The 21,557-nt window shown below is 36.5% G+C and carries 19 protein-coding genes; 2 read left to right on the plus strand and 17 right to left on the minus strand.

All coding sequences use genetic code 11. The features are described 5' to 3' along the window. Positions 1-101 precede the first annotated feature (101 nt). Genes nadA through nadB form a run of 3 tightly spaced genes read right to left on the minus strand, consistent with a single transcriptional unit; the run spans position 102 to position 3,596 of the window. Entirely contained in the window at positions 102-1,205 is a 1,104-nt protein-coding gene (gene nadA, locus C7437_RS10110; RefSeq protein ID WP_111439566.1) for a quinolinate synthase NadA, read from the minus strand. Then, a complete protein-coding gene (gene nadC, locus C7437_RS10115; protein WP_111439567.1) occupies positions 1,205-2,053 on the minus strand; it encodes a carboxylating nicotinate-nucleotide diphosphorylase in 849 nt (282 codons plus the stop codon). The genes nadA and nadC overlap by 1 nt, the downstream gene beginning before the upstream one ends. Continuing rightward, positions 2,010-3,596 carry an L-aspartate oxidase gene (nadB, locus tag C7437_RS10120; RefSeq protein WP_111439568.1) on the minus strand — a complete coding sequence of 529 codons (1,587 nt, stop codon included), beginning with the start codon at positions 3,594-3,596 and terminating at the stop codon, positions 2,010-2,012. Before nadB ends, nadC begins: the two co-directional genes overlap by 44 nt. Before the next feature lie 95 nt (positions 3,597-3,691). Between nadB and C7437_RS10125 the strand changes: the two genes are divergently transcribed. Next, positions 3,692-4,825, plus strand: a complete 1,134-nt coding sequence (locus tag C7437_RS10125) for a cysteine desulfurase family protein (protein WP_211310000.1) — start codon at positions 3,692-3,694, stop codon at positions 4,823-4,825. A 44-nt stretch (positions 4,826-4,869) separates the two neighbouring features. Here the strand turns inward: C7437_RS10125 and C7437_RS10130 are convergent, their stop codons facing one another. The 8 genes from C7437_RS10130 to lplA all read right to left on the minus strand — a co-directional run bounded on the left by C7437_RS10130 (position 4,870) and on the right by lplA (position 14,559). Then, positions 4,870-6,432 carry a fatty acid--CoA ligase family protein gene (locus C7437_RS10130; RefSeq protein WP_281269948.1) on the minus strand — a complete coding sequence of 521 codons (1,563 nt, stop codon included), beginning with the start codon at positions 6,430-6,432 and terminating at the stop codon, positions 4,870-4,872. A gap of 814 nt (positions 6,433-7,246) precedes the next feature. Further along, on the minus strand, positions 7,247-7,501 hold the full coding sequence (locus C7437_RS17325; protein ID WP_211310001.1) for a helix-turn-helix domain-containing protein: 255 nt from the start codon (positions 7,499-7,501) through the stop codon (positions 7,247-7,249). A 152-nt stretch (positions 7,502-7,653) separates the two neighbouring features. Continuing rightward, entirely contained in the window at positions 7,654-8,454 is an 801-nt protein-coding gene (locus C7437_RS10140) for a LysM peptidoglycan-binding domain-containing protein (RefSeq protein ID WP_111439570.1), read from the minus strand. Between the two features lie 640 nt (positions 8,455-9,094). Further along, entirely contained in the window at positions 9,095-11,029 is a 1,935-nt protein-coding gene (locus C7437_RS10145) for an FtsX-like permease family protein (protein WP_111439571.1), read from the minus strand. Further along, positions 11,001-11,774, minus strand: coding sequence for an ABC transporter ATP-binding protein (locus C7437_RS10150; protein ID WP_111439572.1), 774 nt, complete (start codon positions 11,772-11,774; stop codon positions 11,001-11,003). The genes C7437_RS10145 and C7437_RS10150 overlap by 29 nt, the downstream gene beginning before the upstream one ends. Further along, on the minus strand, positions 11,755-12,780 hold the full coding sequence (locus C7437_RS10155) for a sensor histidine kinase (RefSeq protein WP_111439573.1): 1,026 nt from the start codon (positions 12,778-12,780) through the stop codon (positions 11,755-11,757). The genes C7437_RS10150 and C7437_RS10155 overlap by 20 nt, the downstream gene beginning before the upstream one ends. A 1-nt stretch (position 12,781) precedes the next feature. Beyond that, the gene (locus C7437_RS10160; RefSeq protein ID WP_111439574.1) at positions 12,782-13,486 is read right to left on the minus strand and encodes a response regulator transcription factor; all 705 of its coding nucleotides are present in this window, start codon (positions 13,484-13,486) and stop codon (positions 12,782-12,784) included. An 80-nt stretch (positions 13,487-13,566) separates the two neighbouring features. Then, positions 13,567-14,559: a lipoate--protein ligase gene (gene lplA, locus C7437_RS10165; RefSeq protein WP_111439575.1), complete on the minus strand. Its 993-nt coding sequence runs from the start codon at positions 14,557-14,559 to the stop codon at positions 13,567-13,569. A gap of 121 nt (positions 14,560-14,680) precedes the next feature. On the opposite strand from lplA, the gene yhfH reads away from it, so the two are divergent. Next, positions 14,681-14,806: a protein YhfH gene (gene yhfH / locus C7437_RS10170; protein ID WP_111439576.1), complete on the plus strand. Its 126-nt coding sequence runs from the start codon at positions 14,681-14,683 to the stop codon at positions 14,804-14,806. A gap of 162 nt (positions 14,807-14,968) precedes the next feature. On the opposite strand, the gene C7437_RS10175 is transcribed toward yhfH, so the two are convergent. The 6 genes from C7437_RS10175 to C7437_RS10200 all read right to left on the minus strand — a co-directional run bounded on the left by C7437_RS10175 (position 14,969) and on the right by C7437_RS10200 (position 21,365). Further along, positions 14,969-17,161, minus strand: a complete 2,193-nt coding sequence (locus C7437_RS10175) for a YhgE/Pip domain-containing protein (RefSeq protein ID WP_111439577.1) — start codon at positions 17,159-17,161, stop codon at positions 14,969-14,971. Between the two features lie 67 nt (positions 17,162-17,228). Beyond that, complete coding sequence (locus tag C7437_RS10180; RefSeq protein WP_111439578.1) at positions 17,229-17,798, minus strand: TetR/AcrR family transcriptional regulator; 570 nt, start codon at positions 17,796-17,798, stop codon at positions 17,229-17,231. 106 nt (positions 17,799-17,904) lie between these two features. After that, on the minus strand, positions 17,905-18,369 hold the full coding sequence (locus tag C7437_RS10185) for a FixH family protein (RefSeq protein ID WP_111439579.1): 465 nt from the start codon (positions 18,367-18,369) through the stop codon (positions 17,905-17,907). 4 nt (positions 18,370-18,373) lie between these two features. After that, the gene (locus tag C7437_RS10190) at positions 18,374-19,759 is read right to left on the minus strand and encodes a sensor histidine kinase (RefSeq protein ID WP_111439580.1); all 1,386 of its coding nucleotides are present in this window, start codon (positions 19,757-19,759) and stop codon (positions 18,374-18,376) included. Further along, positions 19,756-20,430: a response regulator transcription factor gene (locus tag C7437_RS10195; RefSeq protein WP_111439581.1), complete on the minus strand. Its 675-nt coding sequence runs from the start codon at positions 20,428-20,430 to the stop codon at positions 19,756-19,758. The genes C7437_RS10190 and C7437_RS10195 overlap by 4 nt, the downstream gene beginning before the upstream one ends. Further along, entirely contained in the window at positions 20,427-21,365 is a 939-nt protein-coding gene (locus C7437_RS10200; RefSeq protein WP_111439582.1) for a YncE family protein, read from the minus strand. Before C7437_RS10200 ends, C7437_RS10195 begins: the two co-directional genes overlap by 4 nt. Between the last annotated feature and the right edge of the window lie 192 nt (positions 21,366-21,557).

Raw genomic sequence — 21,557 nt, forward strand, 5'->3', positions numbered from 1 at the left:
TCCGAAATCTTATTCCTTCATTTATGTCTAAACCCATACAAAAATAATAAGCCTAAAGCCAGTGTAAACTAGCTTTAGACTTATTATTTTAATTTATATTGTTAAGCTCTTTCCAGCATTCGACTAAGAGATAATCTTGCTTGTATAGCTACATCTTCTTCAACTTTGATGACATTACCAACTTCATTATTTTCAATTCGTTCAAGTGTCCATAGTAAATGAGGCAGATCAATACGATTCATCGTTAAACATGCACACATATTTTCATTAAGTGAAACAATCGTTTTCTCTGGGTGATTCTTGATAATTCTTTTTACTAGATTCATTTCCGTTCCTATAGCCCAACTTGACCCCTTAGGAGCATTTTCAATAGTATCCAAAATATATTTTGTAGATCCACTATCATCAGAAGCTGCAACAACTTCGCGGCTACATTCTGGATGAACAATAATTTGCATATCAGGGTACATGGTACGAATATGCTGAACACTTTGCAAAGTAAAACCTTCGTGAACGGAACAATGACCTTTCCAAAGAATGACCTTAATGTCCTCTACATCTCCATCAAATTCAAGAGAGTTATTAATGGGATTCCATACAGCCATATGTTCCAGTGGGATACCTAAATCAAATGCAGTATTGCGACCAAGATGTTGGTCTGGTAGGAAAAAGAGACGCTCTTTTTGTGTGAAAGCCCACTCTACCATTTTTTTCGCATTAGAAGAAGTGACGCATGCACCACCGTTTTTCCCGGTAAATGCTTTAATAGCTGCTGTCGAATTGACATATGTTAAAGGAATAATCGTGTCACCAAATAGAGTTTGTAATTGACTCCATGCTTCCTCTGTTTGATAAATATTCGCCATATCTGCCATCGAACAACCAGCACGCATGTCTGGAAGGTAAACAGTTTGGTTTTCAGTTGTTAGCATATCTGCTGTTTCTGCCATAAAATGTACACCACAAAAAACGATATGGTCAGCATCCTTATTTGCAGCTGCAACTTGTGCGAGTTGTAGAGAATCTCCTGTCACATCTGCGAACTGAAAAACCTCGTCTTTTTGGTAATGATGTCCTGGAATAAATAATTTATTACCTAGTCTATTTTTAATTTCCGTAATTCGACTCTCCATCTCAGATACAGAAAGACTACGATAATACTCAGGTAAAATAGTTGGATTTTGTAAAATACTTGATAATGTCATTACACCATAGCTCCCTTCATATGAACAAGTGCACTAATATCAAATGCTTTTATCGAATGTGTTAGGGCACCTAATGATATCCACTGAATTCCAGACTCCGCATACGAGCGAATATTTTCAGTAGTGATGCCTCCAGAAGCTTCAGTAGCAATTGTGCTTGGTACTAGTGGTAACCAGTCCCTAATTTCTTCCGGTGTTCGATTATCAAACATGATAATATCCGCACCTGCCTCTACCGCTTCTAGTAACTGTTCTCTCGTTTCAATTTCAACTTCAATTTTCACAGTGTGACCAATCTTGGAACGAGCCGTTTCAACTGCATGTGTAATACTACCTGCAAAAGCGATATGATTATCCTTTAACATGATGGCATCATATAGACCGTTACGATGATTGAAGGCACCACCAGTACGCACCGCATACTTATCTAACATTCGTAATCCTGGCATTGTTTTACGAGTATCACAAATTCGAGCATTGGTGCCCGCGGTTTGAGCTACCGCGTTTGCTGCCATTGTTGCAATTGCGGACATTCGCTGAATTAAATTTAATATAACGCGTTCCCCGATTAATAATTTTTGAAGTGAACCATCAATTTTGGCTAAAGCTTCCCCTTTATAAACGCTGTCACCATCTTGCTTTAAAAGTGTTACTTGTATGGATGAGTCTAAAATACGGAAACCAGTTTCAATAATAAGCGTTCCACAAAATATGCCATCTTCCTTTGCATAAAAAGTGAAGGATCCTTGGTCAAGTGATGAAAAGATAAACTCACTTGATAAATCACCGTCTCCAATATCCTCATTAAAAAATTGCTTCAACATGTCTTCTAGCTTGATGATGTTCATATAAACCTTTCCTCACCTTCATCGTATCTAGTTGGGTAATAATCCAATTATCTTGCCACAGGAAGTTTGTCTCCGAATAGTCCGCACGGATATGAGCCCCTCGAGATTCTGTTCGAAGTATTGCTGCATTCACTATCAGAGAAGCAACAATATGCATGAAATAGATTTCAATTTCCTCAGATGTCTCCCCCACAAAACGCAATTTCGAACATTGTCTCAGAGTAGGTAACTGTTTTTGAAAATTAGATAAACCTTTATGCGACCGAACAATTCCAGCGCTCTCCATCATTTTCAATTGAAGCTCTTGTTTTGTTAGTAGTTTGATAGGTATAGTTTGATCCTTTATATTTTTTTTATGATAATTTGTTTGTGTAGAAAAAGAAGTTAAAATGAATTCAGCCATACTTTTTCCAAATGTTATTCCTTCAAGTAAAGAATTACTCGCTAAACGATTTGCCCCATGCACTCCTGTACATGCTGCTTCACCAATTGCAAAGAGACGTGGTATTGTTGTCTGACCAGTTGCATCAGCTACAATCCCTCCCATTAAAAAATGACTACCTGGTGCAACTGGAATTTTACCGTCTTCTAAATTTATATTATTATCTACGCACAGCTGTGTGATCGTAGGAAACTTTGTTGTAAATTCTGTCATCATCGAAATGTCGATATATACTTCTTTTCCACGTTTTCTATGCTTATACATTTCATAAGCAGTAATATGACGAGGAGCTAAATCTCCCAAAGGATGAACACCTTCCATGAGAAGATTACCTTGTTCATCTATAAATCTTCCACCTGCTCCACGAACAGCTTCAGAGACTAGGCCCTTCGCTTTCTCGTTTACAAATAACAAGCTTGGGTGGAATTGGACAAACTCCATATCTGCAACCTCTGCTCCAGCACGGTAGGCAAGTGCAATGCCATCGCCAAAACTATTGGAACAATTAGATGTCGTAGAATAAAGTGCACCTGCTCCACCTGTTGCAATAATGATATAAGAAGCTAGATATGTTTTTTTTGTATGTTCATGAAGCGTTCTTACTCCAATGCATTCTCCGTCTATATTTAACAGTAATTCATACGCAAATTCATGCGGATGAATCTCCACGTTTTCAGGCATGATTTTTAGTAAATGCTCAACTAATGCTCGTCCAGTTCCATCTCCCCCAGAATGAATAATACGAGAACGACTATGCGCTCCTTCTAATCCTAAAGAAATTTCACCATTAGATTTTCGGTCTACAGGTAAACCCCCAGCAATCAGTTCACTAATAACATTTGCCCCTGACTTGACAAGCGTTTCCACATTCTCTTCATGATGATGATGGACACCAGCTTGTAATGAATCTGCCACATGAAGGTCAACGTGATCATTTGGACTAGATACAGCCGCTATCCCTCCCTGCGCCTTATAAGAACTACTATTTTTCAACTCAGATTTTGTGACTATATGAACTTTAAATCGTTGTCCCAGAACTCGAGCTGCTTGCAAAGCAGCAATGCCTCCACCAATAATGACAACATCTGTTTTTAAATTCACCCTTCCACCTTCTTTACACTTGTCTTTACACCTATATTGACATAAGATGATGAATATAACAAGATATTATTTCAGTAGTAAATGAGGGAATGAACATGATTTATCTGGATTATGCCGCAACATCGCCCATGTCTAAATCAGCGATAGACACATATGTAGAAGTAGCTAATTCTTATTTTGGAAACACTGCCAGCCTGCATGATGAGGGGGGGAAAGCACAAGCTCTTATACAAGAAGCGCGCAAGATTATAGCACGTAAATTGGGAGTAAATGAAGATGGTATTCTTTTTACTGGAAGTGGTACAGAAGGAAATATTTTAGCAATCTTGTCATTAGCTCGTGCTTCTAACAAAGGAAAACATATTATCACATCTATCGCAGAACATACTTCAGTTCATGCTGCCATGAATACTTTAGAGCTTGAAGGTTATGAGATAACTAGATTAAATTTCACAGAAAAAGGGATTATAGACTTAGAGCAGTTAAAGGCCAATATCCGAACAGATACTGCACTAATCTCCATACAACATGTCAATTCTGAAATAGGATCTATACAACCAGTAGAACAGATTGCACATATCGCAAAAGAAAATAATATCCGATATCATGTAGACTGTGTACAATCTTTTTGTAAACTATCCTTGTTAAGTTTTGCAAAACTAGTAGATGGCATTACCGTATCAGCTCATAAAATTGGCGGTCCGAAAGGCTGCGGGGCAATTTACTTAAATCCAAGCTTACTAGTAAAACCTTTGTTTCCAGGAGTTACCCATGAGCGAGGTTTGCGCGGGGGTACACTTGATACACCGGCAATTGCAGCAATGGCAATGGCCGTAGAGAAATTTGAGTATTCTATCCATGACCAAAATCAACTTCGTAATCAATTCAAGGAAGCACTAGATACAGATATATGCACTTGGGTTGAGGCGGATTTACCACATCAACTTCCATCCATTTGTGGATTATATATAAAAGGGGTAGAAGGACAACTCATATTATTAAAATTGAATGAATCTGGAATTTGCATTTCAACAGGAAGTGCTTGTGATATAAACAGTGCATCAGGAACAAAAGCCATATTGGCGATGAATTATTCTTTGAACGAAGCAAGAAGTTTTTTCCGCGTCTCGTTTGGATCGACAACAACTAATGAAGAAATTGAACAAGTTGCAAATAGATTAAACAAAATAATGGCTGAAGAAAACATGAGAAAAGCTCCTTTCACTTAAGAAAGGAGCTTTTACTTCTGCGACGAACTTATTATCACAATCTCTTAAACTATTTGCAGCTTCAAAGAACGTCGTAGGATTTTACCTGTTGTATTCTTAGGTAGTTCTTCTAAAAACTCGAATTTTTGAGGTACTTTGTATTTTGCTATTTTTTGTAAGCAGTACTCATGTAATTCCTCTTCGGATAAAGATTCATCCTTTTTCACGACAAATGCAAGTACACTTTCTCCAAAGTTTTGGTCTGGGATACCTACTACCGCAGCTTCAATGATACCCGGATGACTATACAGCACTTCCTCAACTTCACGAGGATATACATTATATCCACCTACGATAATCATATCCTTCTTACGATCAACGATGTAAAAATACCCTTCTTCATCTCTTCTTGCAAGGTCTCCTGTATATAACCAACCATCACGAATGGTATTCTCCGTTTCTTCCGGCATTTTGTAATAGCCTTTCATGACATTTGGACCACGTACGATTAGTTCTCCAACTTCTCCATCTGGAGCCTCTTCGCCAAGCTCATTCACTACTTTGTTTTCCACGTTTACAATGTTCGTTCCAATAGAACCCGCTTTTCGATCCCGATCTATTGGATTAAAACAAGTAACTGGTGATGCTTCAGACAGTCCATAGCCCTCGGACATACGTACTTTAAACTTTTCTTCAAAATTATGAAGTAGCGTCACTGGTAGTGAAGAACCACCTGAAATAGCTGATCGAATAGTAGAAAAGTCTTCCGCTTTTCCTTTAGGGAATTGATATAAGAAATTATACATAGTCGGAACCCCAGCGAATATGGTTGCTTTTTGCTCTCTAATCATAGTAAACACTTCTTCGGGATTAAATCTAGGCACGATTAATATTGTAGCACCCATTAATAATGGCGCATTTACAACTACAGTTAATGCAAACACATGGAATACAGGAAGTGTCGCAACTACTCGGTCATTTGTATTAAAATTTAAATAATTTGCTACATCACGTGCGTTTGAATACATGTTGTTGTATGTAAGCATTGCACCTTTTGGTTGTCCTGTCGTTCCTGATGTATATAAGATTATAGCAGTATCATCCGGTGACACTTCCACCGGTAATATATCAGGTGAAGAGGATGTTAATAATAATGTAAACGGTTTCACTTTTGATTTTAATGTTTCTGGTAATGCCGCTAATTTCTCTGCGATGTCTGGTTGTGTTTCACAAATAATATAGTTTTCAACAGTTGTAAACACATCTACTGCTTTTTCTACTAAAGGTAATAGCAAATCGAGTGCAATAATTGCTTTCGCATCACTATTCTTCACAATATAACTAATTTCATCTGGTGAATAAATAGGATTAATTGGTATAGCGGTTGCTCCTATATGCATGGTTGCATATAAAGAAATGATAAAATGTGGTGAGTTGCCAAGTAAAAATGCAACGTGATCCCCTTTTTCAATTCCAAGAGATTTCAATGCATTTGCAAAACGCTCAACGGATTGTTGAAATTCACCATAAGTTGTATCTTTCCCCATAAAATGATAAGCGATTTTCCCCGGATGCTCTAAAGCAATTTGTTGAACACTTGAAACTAAATTCATATACTCGTCTCCCATCTTTTGTTTGAATGAATACTCATTCATTATCCCCATTATTATTATATAATAACTTTTTTGATAATTCAATAAAAAGAATATTATAAATGAGAAAACTGCTAAAGCGCCCTTTTCTAAATGGGCGTTTTCGGTTCGCTCTGGACGAAACATATGGTAATAGGATAAACGAGTAAGAAGTAGATGAGCTACGTGACTGCGTCACGTAGCTCATCTACTTTTTTCGGTCATCTTATTACGGTTGTTTGTCCGTCGCTCTCCTAAAACACCTAAGGGAAAAGGGCAAATCCTTTGGGGAATACAAGAGGAGACCCTTTTCTACATAGTATCTGTCTAGCTACAGCGCCTTGCCCCTCGGGGTCAAATGAGGAATCACTGCGGTGGCTGAAGAGCTGTCTCCTCGCGATTCCTCATTTGCCTGTCGGGGCAGAGATAGGCGCTTCCGCTTTTCTTATAAAATGCGCCTGAAGATACAATTTCAGGCGCCATCCACTTTTCTACACTATAATTCTTGCTTATTTTGAAGGAAGATAACCTTTTCTACATAAGTTACTAGAAGAAAATAAGACTCTGTTTGGAAGTGTCTCTAAAAAGGAAGAAGCATACCTCCAAGTAAGAGGGGACATGAAAGCCGAAATTACATCTTCGGCGTCCTTTTTAGATAGACTTGCGGCTCCTCTCTTCTTAACAAAAGCTTCTACACTATGATTACGGTTATTCTTAGAGAGCGGCGGACAGTCATTTGTTACACAATTACTAAAAAGAGGAATGGCTTAAGAAAGTGACGCAGTCGCTTTCTTAAGCCATTGTTTTTCTTTTAAGATAAAGTGTAAGCTAAAAAAACTGTCCAGAGCGATCTAGAAAAATCGCACCCATTTTGTTCCATATCGAGGAAATTCTTATACTTTCTTATCTTTTGAGAAAAGCGCAAGCGCCTATGATTGTTCGTTGTATAGGACTGCACAGAATTTTTCTTACTTTTGAACTTTGGAAAACCAAATGATTTCGCGAAAAAAATTTTCTGTTCGTCACTTGGATGGATTCGAAATTTATAGGCTTTGTGTTTATACATATCCAACACCTCCCTATTCTTATTCCCATCAAAACGAACCAATGTTCTAAAGGGAAGAAAAACAGACCATTATCTACCGAAATTCATCTCCCACTTTCATTGGCGCTATGCACCTATACATTTAGTAGAAAGAGACTTCTTTCGGATTGCTGTTAAAAGTAGATTTTTATCTTCACCAAGTCTTGGATACTCCCATCTTTTGCGCTTCTAGTGTAAACCCAAAGTTCACCTGTATTTGATGTAGGGGTTCTGTCGAATGGTAAAGTGCTATTGAAATTACCGTATTCAGGAGCTCCTTCATCAGCTGTTGTAAAACGTTCGTTAGACACAATGGCTCCGTTAGTATCTCTTAGTTGATGTAAAACATTTGCTTCAAAAGCCCTTGCCTGCCCTTCTATTCTTTGTCTATTAACCACTCTTGTTCCTGGAAGAGGAGTCCATACCACAATATTTAGTGAGGTTGGTAAAGGAAGAATCAAATGAAATTCTGGCCAAATTACACTTTCTTGATAACCTGGTCGACCTTGGTTTACTTTCGTTATGTTTGAAAGGGAAATTCCAAACCTACGTGAAATAGCTGAAAGTGTGTCCCCAGGTTGTATTTTATATATAAATACAGGTACGATCAATCGTTGATTAACGAAAATAAGATTAGGGTTTTCTAGATTGTTAATGCCAGAAACTAAATCACTAAATGTACTAAATCTAGAAGCAATCCCACTGACTGTATCTCCGGATTTAACAATATAAGTTACTTTTCCTGTTTCTAAAAGACTTGGAACGACCAGGACATCTCCAGGGAAAATAAGGCCAGGATCAGTAACCGGTTCAAATAAATGATTCGCTCGTTCTATTGCTTCAATAGTGCTTCCAAATCTATGAGCGATTGAATATAGTGTATCACCTGCACGTACTGTATAAATATAATTTTTCTTAAAAACTATTGCCAACATCCATCACTCCGTTTTTAAAATTTGAAAAAATTTAGGAACTATTAATAGGATATGCGTTGTGTTTGAAATGATATAGTTAGCTAGGGTGAAAATGGAGTATTCCAATGTAACATTAGACCAATTCAAAAGTTATAAATGAATAATTCGGATTACGAAGATAATCTGTAATTAAGCGTTGAAAATAAATACAAGGTTTGGTTCTTAGTCAAATGACGTTGGAAAAGAATTTTATTCGGCTATAATTGATTTATTAATTTGTCGCGGGACTGTCTAGAAAATCAGTAAAATGATTGTTTGAGACAGTCTTTTTATGCAGTTTTTCAAGTCTTGTTTCCAATATTCACTTTGCTGATTTCGTTCCGAGCGGCGACTCCGGTGGGATTAGCGTGACAGGTGAGACCCCCCATGAGCGCGTTTTTCGAGGGCGAGGAGGCTCACCGCACGCCCCACGGAAAGCGCCCACTCGGAACAAAATCAGCGTGGATCAGGATTTTTTTCATGAACTTCATATATTGTACAACCCAAAAAGCACCGCAATTGCGGTGCTTTTTGTAATACATTTTCATTAGTATTTTTGTGTGTAAATTCTAATTTTGCTATAGGAAACGCAAGCCGTTACTAAAAGACAACCTTCTTTTGTCTATATTTGTATATGCGCAATATATCTCCAACGGATTAAATAAAAGTAAGACACTTGAATTAGTGTAAAAGCAGCTAGTACGAGTAACATTTCCATCGCAATAGAAATAGCTGCTAAATCTACCCACAACGCTTGTAGGAACAAGAAAGAAAATGTACTATGGACCATCGCAAGTCCCCATGGTAAAAAGAACTGAGGAATCAACAGTCGATTAACGATTTTCACTAACTCCCGATCCGTTACTCCCATTCGCCGAAGGACATCATATTGTTTTTTATCTCTTTCTAAATCTGTATAGAGTTTAAAATAAACAAAGCTACCCGCTGCAAGTAACAGCACTGCTGCAACTAATAAACCAGTAAATAACAATAAGGAAAATGTCGCTTGAATAACAGAATAATCTAATCCTGGATTTTCAAAATAGAAAGGATTCGGATTATGATTGGTATTAGCTAGAGAACTTGTCATAATATTTACTAAATCTGTTCCCACATTTTTGGTTCGCAGCCATTCTGGAACATGAAATGCATAATACGTAATATTCGATTCATTCACTCCGTATCCCATTAATGGTTCATTTATTAATCGGTAATCCTCGTCGCTAATAATGATTGTTTGCTTATCCATGACAAATGAAGGGAATAGCTGATAATCATACACACCTTGGATATATATCGGCACACTACTTTCTGCTAAAACAGTTTGCACTTCTTGTTCATTGTCATTACCCATGGTTTCTTTTATGTCAGTAAGAAACTGGGCTTTACCAGCTGGCAAATCAAGAATTGGATATTTCAGAGAAATGGCTAAACTATTGATTTCAGATTCACGAATCAAATGGACGACTTCTCCATTACTAGAAGAAGTCTGTTTTTTTACATTAAATTTTACAAGCTCATAGGATAAATTATCACTTTGTAGCTGATTCGTGATTTTCATAATATGCTCTCTCTCAAAAGGATTGTCCCAATTACTTGAGTAAAAAATACTTACTGGATTCAACGCTCGGTATTGCCCAGTGAATGTAGAAAATGAAGTAACAACACCTACTGATAAAAATGCAATCGTGGACACAATCGTAACAATAAAAAACATTCGGGCATTTTCTCTGATTTTAATCGAAACTTCCGCAAATGCTATAAGCCTATAACGATGCCAATATAAATTTTTTCTCTTTCGAATTTGGTGTAGTAAATATAAAATACTATCAGTAAAAAAGTAATAAGTTCCTACAGTCGCTAGGATTATTATGATAATCGACATTTCAATATTCATATAATACGTGGAAATAATGACTAAACTATAAGCGGCTAATAGTAATCCAAATCCTAGATTTGCTTTCCACTTTGTAAAATCGACATCATCACTTTTTCTCCAGTTACCTTTTAGTAATTGAATGATTTCTTTCTTACGAATATACATGGCACTACTTATGGAAATCGTAATGAATAACGATAAAAAAACGAAGATTGTTAGTGCAAATGGTTTCCAAGACAAATACAAAGGAAGACTATCCAATAAAAACATTTCACGAATAACCATAAAGAAAAATTTCGAAAAAGAGAATCCAAAGAAAATACCAACTGCAATGGAAATAAACCCCAATATCATTGTTTCGATGAAAATAAGACGATCCATTTGTTCCCGATCCATTCCTAAATTTAGTAATATCCCAAACTCTTTTGAGCGTGCTTGTAAAAAAGCACTCATAGAATAAAACAAAAAGAACAATGTAAAAATAATTAGAATTATTTCCGCTACTAACATTCCACCAAATGCAATATCTTGTAAAAACTGATCCTCAATATTTGGATGAAACATTAGCATGGAGTATATAAAAAATACCATGACTGAAAAAATACTAGCCATAAAAAACGCAGCATACACACGACTATTACGGATCACGTTACGATAAGCGAATTGTTGAAAGGTCATTAACGTTTCCACCTAATAAAGACAATACGTTGAGAATTCGTTGAAAAAACGTTTGTCTTCGATCATCTTTATAAATTTCATTAAAATACTGACCATCCTTGATAAATAGAACACGGTCACAATAACTTGCAGCAGTCGGATCATGTGTCACCATTATAATTGTTGTCTGCCTCTTTTTATTTACCTCTGTGAGAATTTCAAGTACATCTTTTGCGGATTTCGAATCTAGATTCCCGGTTGGTTCATCTGCAAGTATAAGAGATGGTTCATGTATTAATGCTCGTCCTATTGCAGTTCTCTGAGCTTGCCCACCAGAAATTTCTGCAGGACGTTTTTCTAAAATAGATGTTAAATTTAACTGCTCCGCAAGAATTTTCACTTTCTTTTTCATCTCTTCTACCGGTTGGTCATCCAGTGTTAAAGGAAGTATCATATTTTCTTCCACTGTTAACGCCGGAAGAAGGTTAAAATTTTGAAAAACAAATCCTAAATGTTTTCTTCTAAAAAGTGACAATTCATTTTTTGGCAAATTCAAGGGATTAATATCATTTATTAATAAGTCTCCTGAAGTTGGTGTGTCAATTGTAGAAATAATATTAAGCAGCGTCGTCTTTCCACTACCCGAAGGCCCCATAACAGCTAGAAATTCTCCTTTTTCTACTTCAAAACTCAATAGATTTACAGCAAGGTGCGCAACTTTACCCTCATATACTTTCGTCACTTCATCAAGTTTTAATATCGACATCAAAACCGCTCCGTTCTCTTTGTTCTTCTTGTTCAAAATAAATAGAAACAATCGTACCTTCACCTACTGTTGAAGCAATGGTCATTTTATGATTTAGACGACGACATATTTCATGCGCCAAATATAATCCCATACCAGTAGATTCACCCGTTTTACGACCATTTTCACCAGTGAAAAACGCTTTCATTACCCGATTAATATCAGTCGGTGGTATTCCTATTCCTTCATCTCGAACAGAAAAAACAATTTGGTTTTCTTTTAATATGGATTCAAAAAAGATTTTTTTATTCTCTGTAAATGTGTATTTCACTGAATTTGTCAAAAATTGTGTAATAACAAATCGCATCCACTTTTCATCTGTAGTGATCATTAAATCATCCGTCATCGAAATGACCGGAAATACATGTTTCCCGATAAATAATCGTTTGTTTTCAGATACCACTTGTGTGACAAGTTGCTTTAAATTCACTTGTTCTATTTGCATATCCTCTTCAAACGTATCTAACCTAGCATTCATCAGAACTGTGTCAAGCCCTCTTCGTAAACGATCCATTTCCTCTGAAACACTTTTAGAATCTAGCGTATCGCTTCCCTGAGTCATGAGATCAATGACAGCAATGGGTGTTTTCATTTGATGAACCCAGCTATTCATAAATTCTAAATGACGATTTTGACTCGCATATAAAAGTTGTACTTCCTTTTGATACAGACGATAAATATGATGCAAATATTCTTCAATTTGAGCAATTTCTGGAGACTGGGCTTCTCGTTGGAGAACTACTTCCATCTTCGTCGGGACAGAAAGAATTTTCTTATAAAACGAATACTTTTTTACAAAAAGTGCCCCTAAAAAAGTGGATGTTAATATACTACTAATAACAATAGAATAAATCGCGGTATCCACATTTCGAAAACCATCTAGCCAATATAACAGCATGATAAATAACACGAGGAGAAATTGGAATATGAGAAAGGTTATATGTTCACGTAGAAATAATCGGAACATATTATGACTCCTCCGCACTAATATTCAAACGATATCCCGCTCCCCGTACCGTCTCAATGGTGGATGTGACTTTATAATCTGCTAATTTCTTGCGAACACGAGTCATATTCACATTTAATGTATTCTCATCTACAAATGATTGATCATCCCATAAGTCTTCGAGTAATTGTTCTCTCGTTACAAGTTTCGGATAATTTCTCATTAATAATTCTAAGATGGTGCATTCCTTTTTTTGTAAAGGAATTTCTTCTTTTGCAATATGTAACTCCATTCTTTCTAAATAGAGTTGGAGTTTACCCACTTTTACGACACGCTCTTCTTGCTTAGTCGCGTATTCACCATATGTTCTTCTTAAATGACTTCTTATTTTGGCAAGGACGATTTCATAATGAAAAGGTTTCGTTATAAAATCATCTCCGCCATTTTCTAATGCAAATATTTGGTCCATTTCACCAGAACGGGCGGAAACAAAAATAATCGGGCAAGTCGTCAGTTGACGGAGCTGGCGGCACCAGTAATAGCCATCATACGAAGGTAAGTTGACATCTAACAATACAATATGAGGGTCAAATGCCTCAAATTCTTCCATAATTCGATCAAAGTCTTCTATAGTTTGCACTTCATAATGATATTTACGTAATTGTTCTGCCAGTAGTAAAGAAATTTTACGATCATCTTCTACTACTAACACGCGGTGCATCGTCATAGGTATCCTCCTTAAACCATAATATACTTTCTTTATCATAACAAAAAAGAGCCTAACAACGTTAGACTCTTCATCGGTTCTTAATAAATAAGTTGGATTAGTTCTTCTTTTGTAATACCGCCGAAATACTTCCGCACATCAATTGGTTTTAGTGCTTCTTCCATCGCTTGTTTGCTATATGGCTTACCTGTCAGTAACTGTTCTACCTTGTCCATCTCACCAACCCCGAAGAAGTCACCATATATTTTCACTTCTTCAATAATACCTTTATTTACTTCTAATCGGACATCTACACTGCCAGTTGGAAAACGATGAGAATGTTTCATATTAAACTTAGGCGATTTCCCATAATTCCAATCCCATTGTTGATAACGTTCTTCCGAAAGCTTATGAATATTTTCCCAATCTTTTTCTGTAAGCTCCCAATATTGAATATGTTCTTCTCCACCAAAAATAGAAGTAAGAATTTCCGAACGGAATTGTTCAATTGTCATCGGTTCTTTTAGTAATTCGGAAATATTGGCTACACGGCTACGAATCGATTTAATTCCTTTCGATTCAATTTTATCTTTACTTACTTTCAACGCAGATACAACTGCATCTATTTCTGTATCAAACATTAATGTACCATGGCTGAACATTCTTCCTCTTGTAGAGAACTGCGCATTACCTGATATTTTTTTACCTTCTGCTAAAATATCATTTCGTCCAGAAAGCTCCGCAGTCACACCCATTTTGCCAAGTGCATCAACAACTGGCTGCGTGAATTTTTTAAAGTTTCGGAAGCTATTTCCATCATCTTTTGTTAAAAAGCTAAAGTTTAAATTTCCTAAATCATGATACACAGCGCCGCCACCCGAAAGCCTACGGACAGGAATAATACCATTTTTCTCTACAAAATCCGTATTAATTTCCTCTACTGTGTTTTGATTTCTTCCAATGATGATAGAAGGCTGATTTATGTAAAACAATAGAAACGAATCCTTTTCAACATCCATTGTATTTAACGCGTACTCTTCAATCGCAAGGTTTATCCGTGGATCTGTAATACCTTTGTTATCAATAAAATACATGACCATCTCTCCTTTATATTTATTTTAACAAAAAATCAAATAAAGTGTTGACAAAGCATTCTGTGTTATATTACAATCAATACAACTTAAACAGTTATATAACAGATGGAGGTGTAACAAAATGATAGAAAACGTACTTGAATTTTTCCGTAACCTACCTGAAAAAAAATGTGCTACATGTGGCGAGAAAATCGAAGAGCAACATGAATGCTACGGTAACACTTGTGATAAATGCAACACACTTTAATTTAATTCACAAAAGCCAACTGGACAATTCCTTCCAGTTGGCTTTTTTTATGTGAACTTGTGATATTTGCACTTGAACTTGCGATATGCCGCCCTGAGCTTGCGATGTACTTAGTTTAAGAAGAAAAGCGATGATCTCTATGTAATAAGATCATCGCTTTTTTTATGCTTCGGTTGCTACTTCTTTTGAATAACGTTTCTTAAATACAATCATGAAGTAAGCCAATGTTAACATAAGAAATGTAAGCATAAATCCTAGTAATACACCATTGCTATACCAGTACTGGTCCATATCACCTGTGGAAACAGACGCTTTAAAGCTTTGTATAGAGTAGGTCATCGGTAAATATTTGTTGAAAATTTGCAGTTGTTCTGGTATTAATTCCAATGGATACGTACCCGCACTCGATGTTAATTGAATGATTAACAAAATGAGAGAGATGAATCGTCCTGGATCACCAAATACGGAAATAAGAAATTGGATGATCGCAAAAAATGTAAAACTTGCAATAAGCGCAGACAAAGCGAATAATCCAACACTTTCTACTTCAACTTTTAGTGCAAATAATGCAACAAGCACCACTATTAGCGACTGGATAAATCCTACTACTGCGAAAACTGATACTTTACTTGCAAACCAGGATGCACCATTCAATGGTTTCATCGTTGTTTCTACAAAAGGAAAAACAATCGAAAACATTAAAGCCCCTACAAATAAACCAAGTGATAAGAAATAAGGTGTAAATCCTGTACCATAGTTAGGTACTACATTCACTTCTTCTGTATTTATCTCTACAGGTGAGGCAACCATTTCGTATGTTTTATCGCTTGCAGATACTTCTCCTGCTTGGCTACTTGCATCCTTTAAACTTGTTTGTAATGTATCAGTCCCGTCCACTAATTGATTCGTTCCATCTACTAATTCGGAAGAGCCTTTTGCTATCTCTCCAGATTTTTCAGCTAGCGTTCCAGTTCCTTCTGTTAATTCGGAAGAACCTGATGCTAATTGATTTAATCCATTTACTAGGCTTGATGAACCTGCATTCGCTTCTTGAATACCTGTATTAAATTCATTCATTTTAACAGCTAATGTATTCGTTCCTTTAGCTAAACTAGATGCCCCATCTATTAAGCCAGTAGATGATCCATTTAACTCATCTACACCTTGTTGTGCCTGAGCATAACCTTCACTCAATTGTTTTGCTCCACTACCTATTTGAGCTGTCGCTGTGGATAATTCTTCAGTTCCTGCTGCAAGTTGCAGTAATCCATTGGATACTGATGTACTTCCTGCTTCTAATTCTTGCAATGTAGTCGTTAATGCTGCAGCCTGTTCTGCTGGTAAAGTGGCAGTTATTTGTGTCATTTGCTCAGCAAGAGCTTGAATACCTGCTGTTACGCTTGTTGAACCTTGGGACAATTGCGTAGTACTTTCGCTTAACGTTACAGAACCGCTCTCTGTTCTTGCTAATGAATCTAATAATGCTTGTTCTTTCTCTCCTAATAATGCATAGCTTTCGCTTAACTTTGAAACTCCAGATGTGTACGCTTGAATACCGCTTTGTAGAGAACTAGCTCCTGAAGCTGTTTGCGTAACGCCATCAACTAATTGTATGGATCCATCTTCTAATTGAGAGAGTCCTTTATTTAATTCAAAAGAACCAGATGCTGCCGATTGAATTCCTTCTGCAATTATATCGGTACCATCTCTTAACTCAATCGTACTGCTCGCCAATTGTTCTAAATATCCTTGTAGATTACTTACACCTGTACCAATCTCAGTAGCTCCATCCTTTAATTTACCTGCACCGTCTGAGGCTTCTGCAAAACCATCTCCCATTTCCGAAATGGATTCGAATAATTGCTCCGCATACGTTGCTGATACTTGTTCATTTACTTCTAAACGAATTTTTTTAATTGCGGTTTCTCCAATTTGTGAAGAAAAAAAGTTATATCCTTCATTTGGTTTATATGTAATAACCATTTTCTGTGGATTTTCATCTAACAATGTTGTCGAATGCTGTGAAAAATTTTCTGGAATCTCGATTAATAAATAATAATCTTGATCCAACAAACCTTGGTCCGCTTCTTTTGCTGAAACTGAAATAAAATTTAATTCCTTACTTTTTATTAACTTATCTGACAACTCTTCCCCAAGCTTTAACTCAGTTCCATTGTATTCTGCGCCTTCATCTAAATTGACAACTGCAACAGGTAAGTTACTTACATTTCCAGTTGGATCCCAAAAAGCCCATAAAAACATTCCAGCATACATTACCGGAATGAATAAAACAGCAATGATTGAAATTAACAATTTGGGGTTTTTAAATATACTTTTCCACTCTGATTTTATCATTATTTTACCCCCTAAAACATTTTGACCGAATCGTTCAATTGGTCATTTATTGTCAAAAAAATAAGTCTCAAAGTGCAAGACTCCTAAAAATTGTATCTTGAAAGAACTCCGCAATTTCTACTTCAGAAAGCGATTTTTCATGTGTAATGTTCCAATCATTCACAAAAGCAAGATATGCCTTAAATAATAAGTATGCAACGAGTTCACTATTTACTGCCCTAATTTCTCCATTAGCAATATATTTATCAATTTTTTCTTTCACGAACTTCACAATAGCTTTTTCGACTTGACTAATAACAAGCTGAACTGCTGGTGTTTTCCATTCTTTTTCTTCAATAATAATTTTCGCATATAATTGATGTGTTTCTCGAAACTCTAACATTTTCATCAATGCCGCATGTGCATTTTCTTGAAAAGATTTCCCTTCAATTATTACAATTGCTGCTTCTTGCTTCATTTCCGTAATCATTCGAATGACAATTTCCTGAAAGAGTACTTCTTTATTGTCAAAGAAAGTATAAATAGTACCTTTTCCAACATTCGCTATTTTAGCCACTTGATCCATAGTTGTCGCTTTGTATCCGAAAAGCGAAAAAGATTTCGTTGCAGCATCAATAATTTCTTGTTTTCGATCCATTTAATATCTCTCCTGCTTGTATCTAATTTAAAAGCAATAATGACTAGAAACCTATTTCGGTCAACTAGTCATTATAATACACTCATTTTATTTTTTTATCAAGCATTTATTCGTGATTCATATCACTCATAGAATCATCACTTTCATCTGGCATTACTTTACTCATATCTGGAGTTCCTACTGTTAACTCTTGTTTAGGCATTACGTGAAGGCCGCGTGCTGTAGTATGAGCAAACATATAATACACACCATCATGGTCAAATGTATATTTGGCTTCGTATACGCCATCTTCTGTTAGCTGACCATCAATCATTTCACTCGCATCACGCATTCCTGATTCCCACACTTCGAATTCCACACTATCTGCATCATCTACTGCTTCGTCCCCTTGCGTTACCTTAACAGATAATGCTACTTCTTCATTAACTGCCAGTTCAGTAGGGGTTTGAAACTCTACCATAACTTCCTCTAGCGTGCCTTCCTGTTGACTATTAACTTCTGTTACTTGTTTATCTGAACACCCTACAAGTGTCATTGTTACCATTACTAGAGCTGCTATTGTTTTTTTCATTCGACTAGTCCTCCCAAATTGGTAATGTAATGTGTACGGTCGTTCCTTTTCCTACTTCACTCGTAAATTCAAGCATTCCTTTTTGCGCCTCCACTAATTGGGAAGCTATAGAAAGACCCAATCCTGTCCCTCCATCCGCTCGGCTTCTCGCTTTATTTACACGATAGAATCGTTCTGTAATATGAGAAATATGTTCTGGCTCAATACCACAACCATTGTCTTTAATGTGAATAGTTGTATGATTTTTCGTCGTAGTATTTTCAATCGAAATAGTCGATAGTTCTGGTGAATATTTGATCGCATTTTCTAATATATTGATCAGAATTTGTTTTGTTTTTTGTTCATCTGCAGCAAGAATCGTATCTTCATCCACTGTTATTGTAAACCTAACTTGCTTCTCGTCTGCAAATGGTTTCAGTATCTGAGCTACCTCTCTTACTGTTTCCGATAAAACAAGTGGAGTAATTTCCGACAATTCATCATGTTCGGATCGAGCGACTGTCAGTAAATCATTTGTTAATTTTTGCATGCGATTCGCTTCTCGAACGATAAGAGAATACACTTCGGACTTCTTCTCTTCTACTATTAAATTTTGCTCGAATGCCTCTCCATATCCTTTAATATAACTGATTGGAGTTCTAAGTTCGTGTGAGACGATGGAAAGAAAATCTCTTTTTTTCTCATCCTCTTCTTGAATAGAAGCAGCCATTTGGTTAAAAGTTTGCGCTAGTTCACCAATTTCATCCTTCGACTCCACGTTTACCCGTGTTTCATATTTACCAGCAGCCATTAGTATTGATGCTTCTTTTAGTTTCGCTAAAGGCCTTAAAACTCTCCGCAAACTTATTAAGCTAATATAGGCCATTGCGATTAATAATAAAGAAACAATTGCTACTAATATAATAATGTCTTTTGAAGCCATTTCTATTATTTTCGTTAGTGGTACATATAAATAAATAATTCCTTCTAACCTATTTTGATCGACGAGTGGATAAATAACAGACACAACTTCTCGGTCGAAACGTTTTTCGTATCCTCGTTTTGTTACGGGTTGTCCTAATATTAACTGCTCACGTTCCTCTGCACCTATTAATGCATCATAATCAATATCAAAAGGTAAACAAGCACTTAATTCTCTTGGATTACGAACAGTAAACACTTCCACATCAGAAAATTGATTATACGTTTCTGTTTGTTTGATAAAATCATTTGTGACCGCTCCACCGTCATATGTACGTTGCAGATTTCCCGCAACCTCTTTCATTGCTGTTTCTGTATGCCTTACATAAAGTTCTTCATATAAAAAGTTGGTGAAGACATTTAAAAATATGATTGTAGTTGCTATAAACACGAGGAGTAACATCCATATTTTAACAGATAACTTTTTCATTCAACTACCTCAAAACGATACCCAATTCCCCATACAGTCTCAATATATTTTCCCGATACTTTACCCAATTTTAACCTTAGTGTTTTAATATGTGTATCTACTGTGCGAGTTCCACCCTCGTATTCTAATCCCCAAAGTCTTTCGAGAAGTTGATCACGCGAAAAAACTTTCCCTTCATTCTTCATGAATAAATAGATTAGTTCATACTCTTTTAATGTAAGTGTTATTTTTTTCCCACCACTTAAAAGTTGTCTTGCAGCCGGATCGTTTACTAATACACCTTTTGTAATTGTTCCAGTCTTTGGAACTCCCAAGCTTCGTCTTAATATCGCATCTATCCTTGCAGTTAATTCAATCGCAGTAAACGGCTTAACAACATAGTCGTCTCCACCTAGCTTTAGCCCTTTTACTAAATCATCTTTTGCATCAAGTGCTGTAAGAAAGACTATTGGAATCGATGTAAACTCCCTTAATTCTTGACACACTTGAAATCCATCCTTGTTCGGCATCATCACATCTAATAATACTAAATCGATATTTGAAGAGCGAACAATTTTAATTGCATCATTTCCATTTTCAGCTTGTACAACATCAAAACCAGATTGCTGCAAATGCAACGCAATAAGGTTACGCATCTCTAGCTCATCATCAACTACTAATATGGTCGTCATTTGCTCGCCTCCCGCACGATTAACTGAAATGGACCTTTCCCCACAGGCACTTTATCTGTAACTTTTCCAGATTCAATAAAATAAACTTGATGATCCTCATAACCTGCTAATACTGCACTTTCTCCAAAAATAGCTACTGAAAATGGATTTGCTCCTGCTTTTATAGAAGTCAGTACTTCTCCTGTTTCTGATATTTTATACAATGTACTACTTCCATGACTTAGCGCGTATATAAATCCATTTGCATCCGCTGTCATCATAATAGGCATAACCGGAGTCTCAATCTCACCAACTAATTTACCAGTTGCCCTATCATATCTGCTAATAACTCGGTTTGGACTACTACCAGCACCATGACCACCAAGCCAAATTTCATCACCGTTAACCAAGATCCCTTGTGATGAGCTTGGAATATCCCACTCTGTAACTTCCTGTAAATCTAATGTAAAAACAGATAATCTTTCATCTTTAAAATTTACTACGTACAAATTTTCCCCTTCTGTGACCATCGACATGGGATAATTCCCTGCACTCGTTTGCTCCAAAAGTTTGCCTTCTAAATTATAGTGGCTAATGGTATTTTCTTTTCCGTTCGCAATATATATTTCTTCGTTATATACATAACTATTGGTTGTTCCTTCAGCTACTTCAATTGTACTAACTTGTTTCCCGGTGGATAATTGAAAAATTACTGCTTCATTCATAGTGAAGCCATAGACCAATATAAGATCATCTGTCACTAATGAAAAACCAGTATACGCCTTGTCTAATTGCCAATTTCCAATTATTTCTCGTTCTTCTGACAGAAAATCGATTGATCCGTCTCCTGTGTTTAAGCTTGCAAGAAAGTCGACTGATGGGTCAATAGATTCAAAACTAGGTTGTGTACATGCAGTAAGTAAAAATAGGATAAAAACAATAATAAGCTTCTTCAATTACCCACCCCCTAACCTTCATTGTACAAAATAAATGTGAAAAAAGGTTGAATAATTATTATAAGAAAATCATCCACGCTGATTTCGTTCTGAGCGGGCGCTTTCCGTGGGGCGTGCGGTGAGCCTCCTCGTCGCGAAAACCGTGCTCCTGTGGGGTCTCACCTGTCACGCTAATCCCACTGGAGTCGCCGC

The organism is Psychrobacillus insolitus (assembly GCF_003254155.1).
In the GTDB taxonomy this organism is placed as follows: domain Bacteria; phylum Bacillota; class Bacilli; order Bacillales_A; family Planococcaceae; genus Psychrobacillus; species Psychrobacillus insolitus.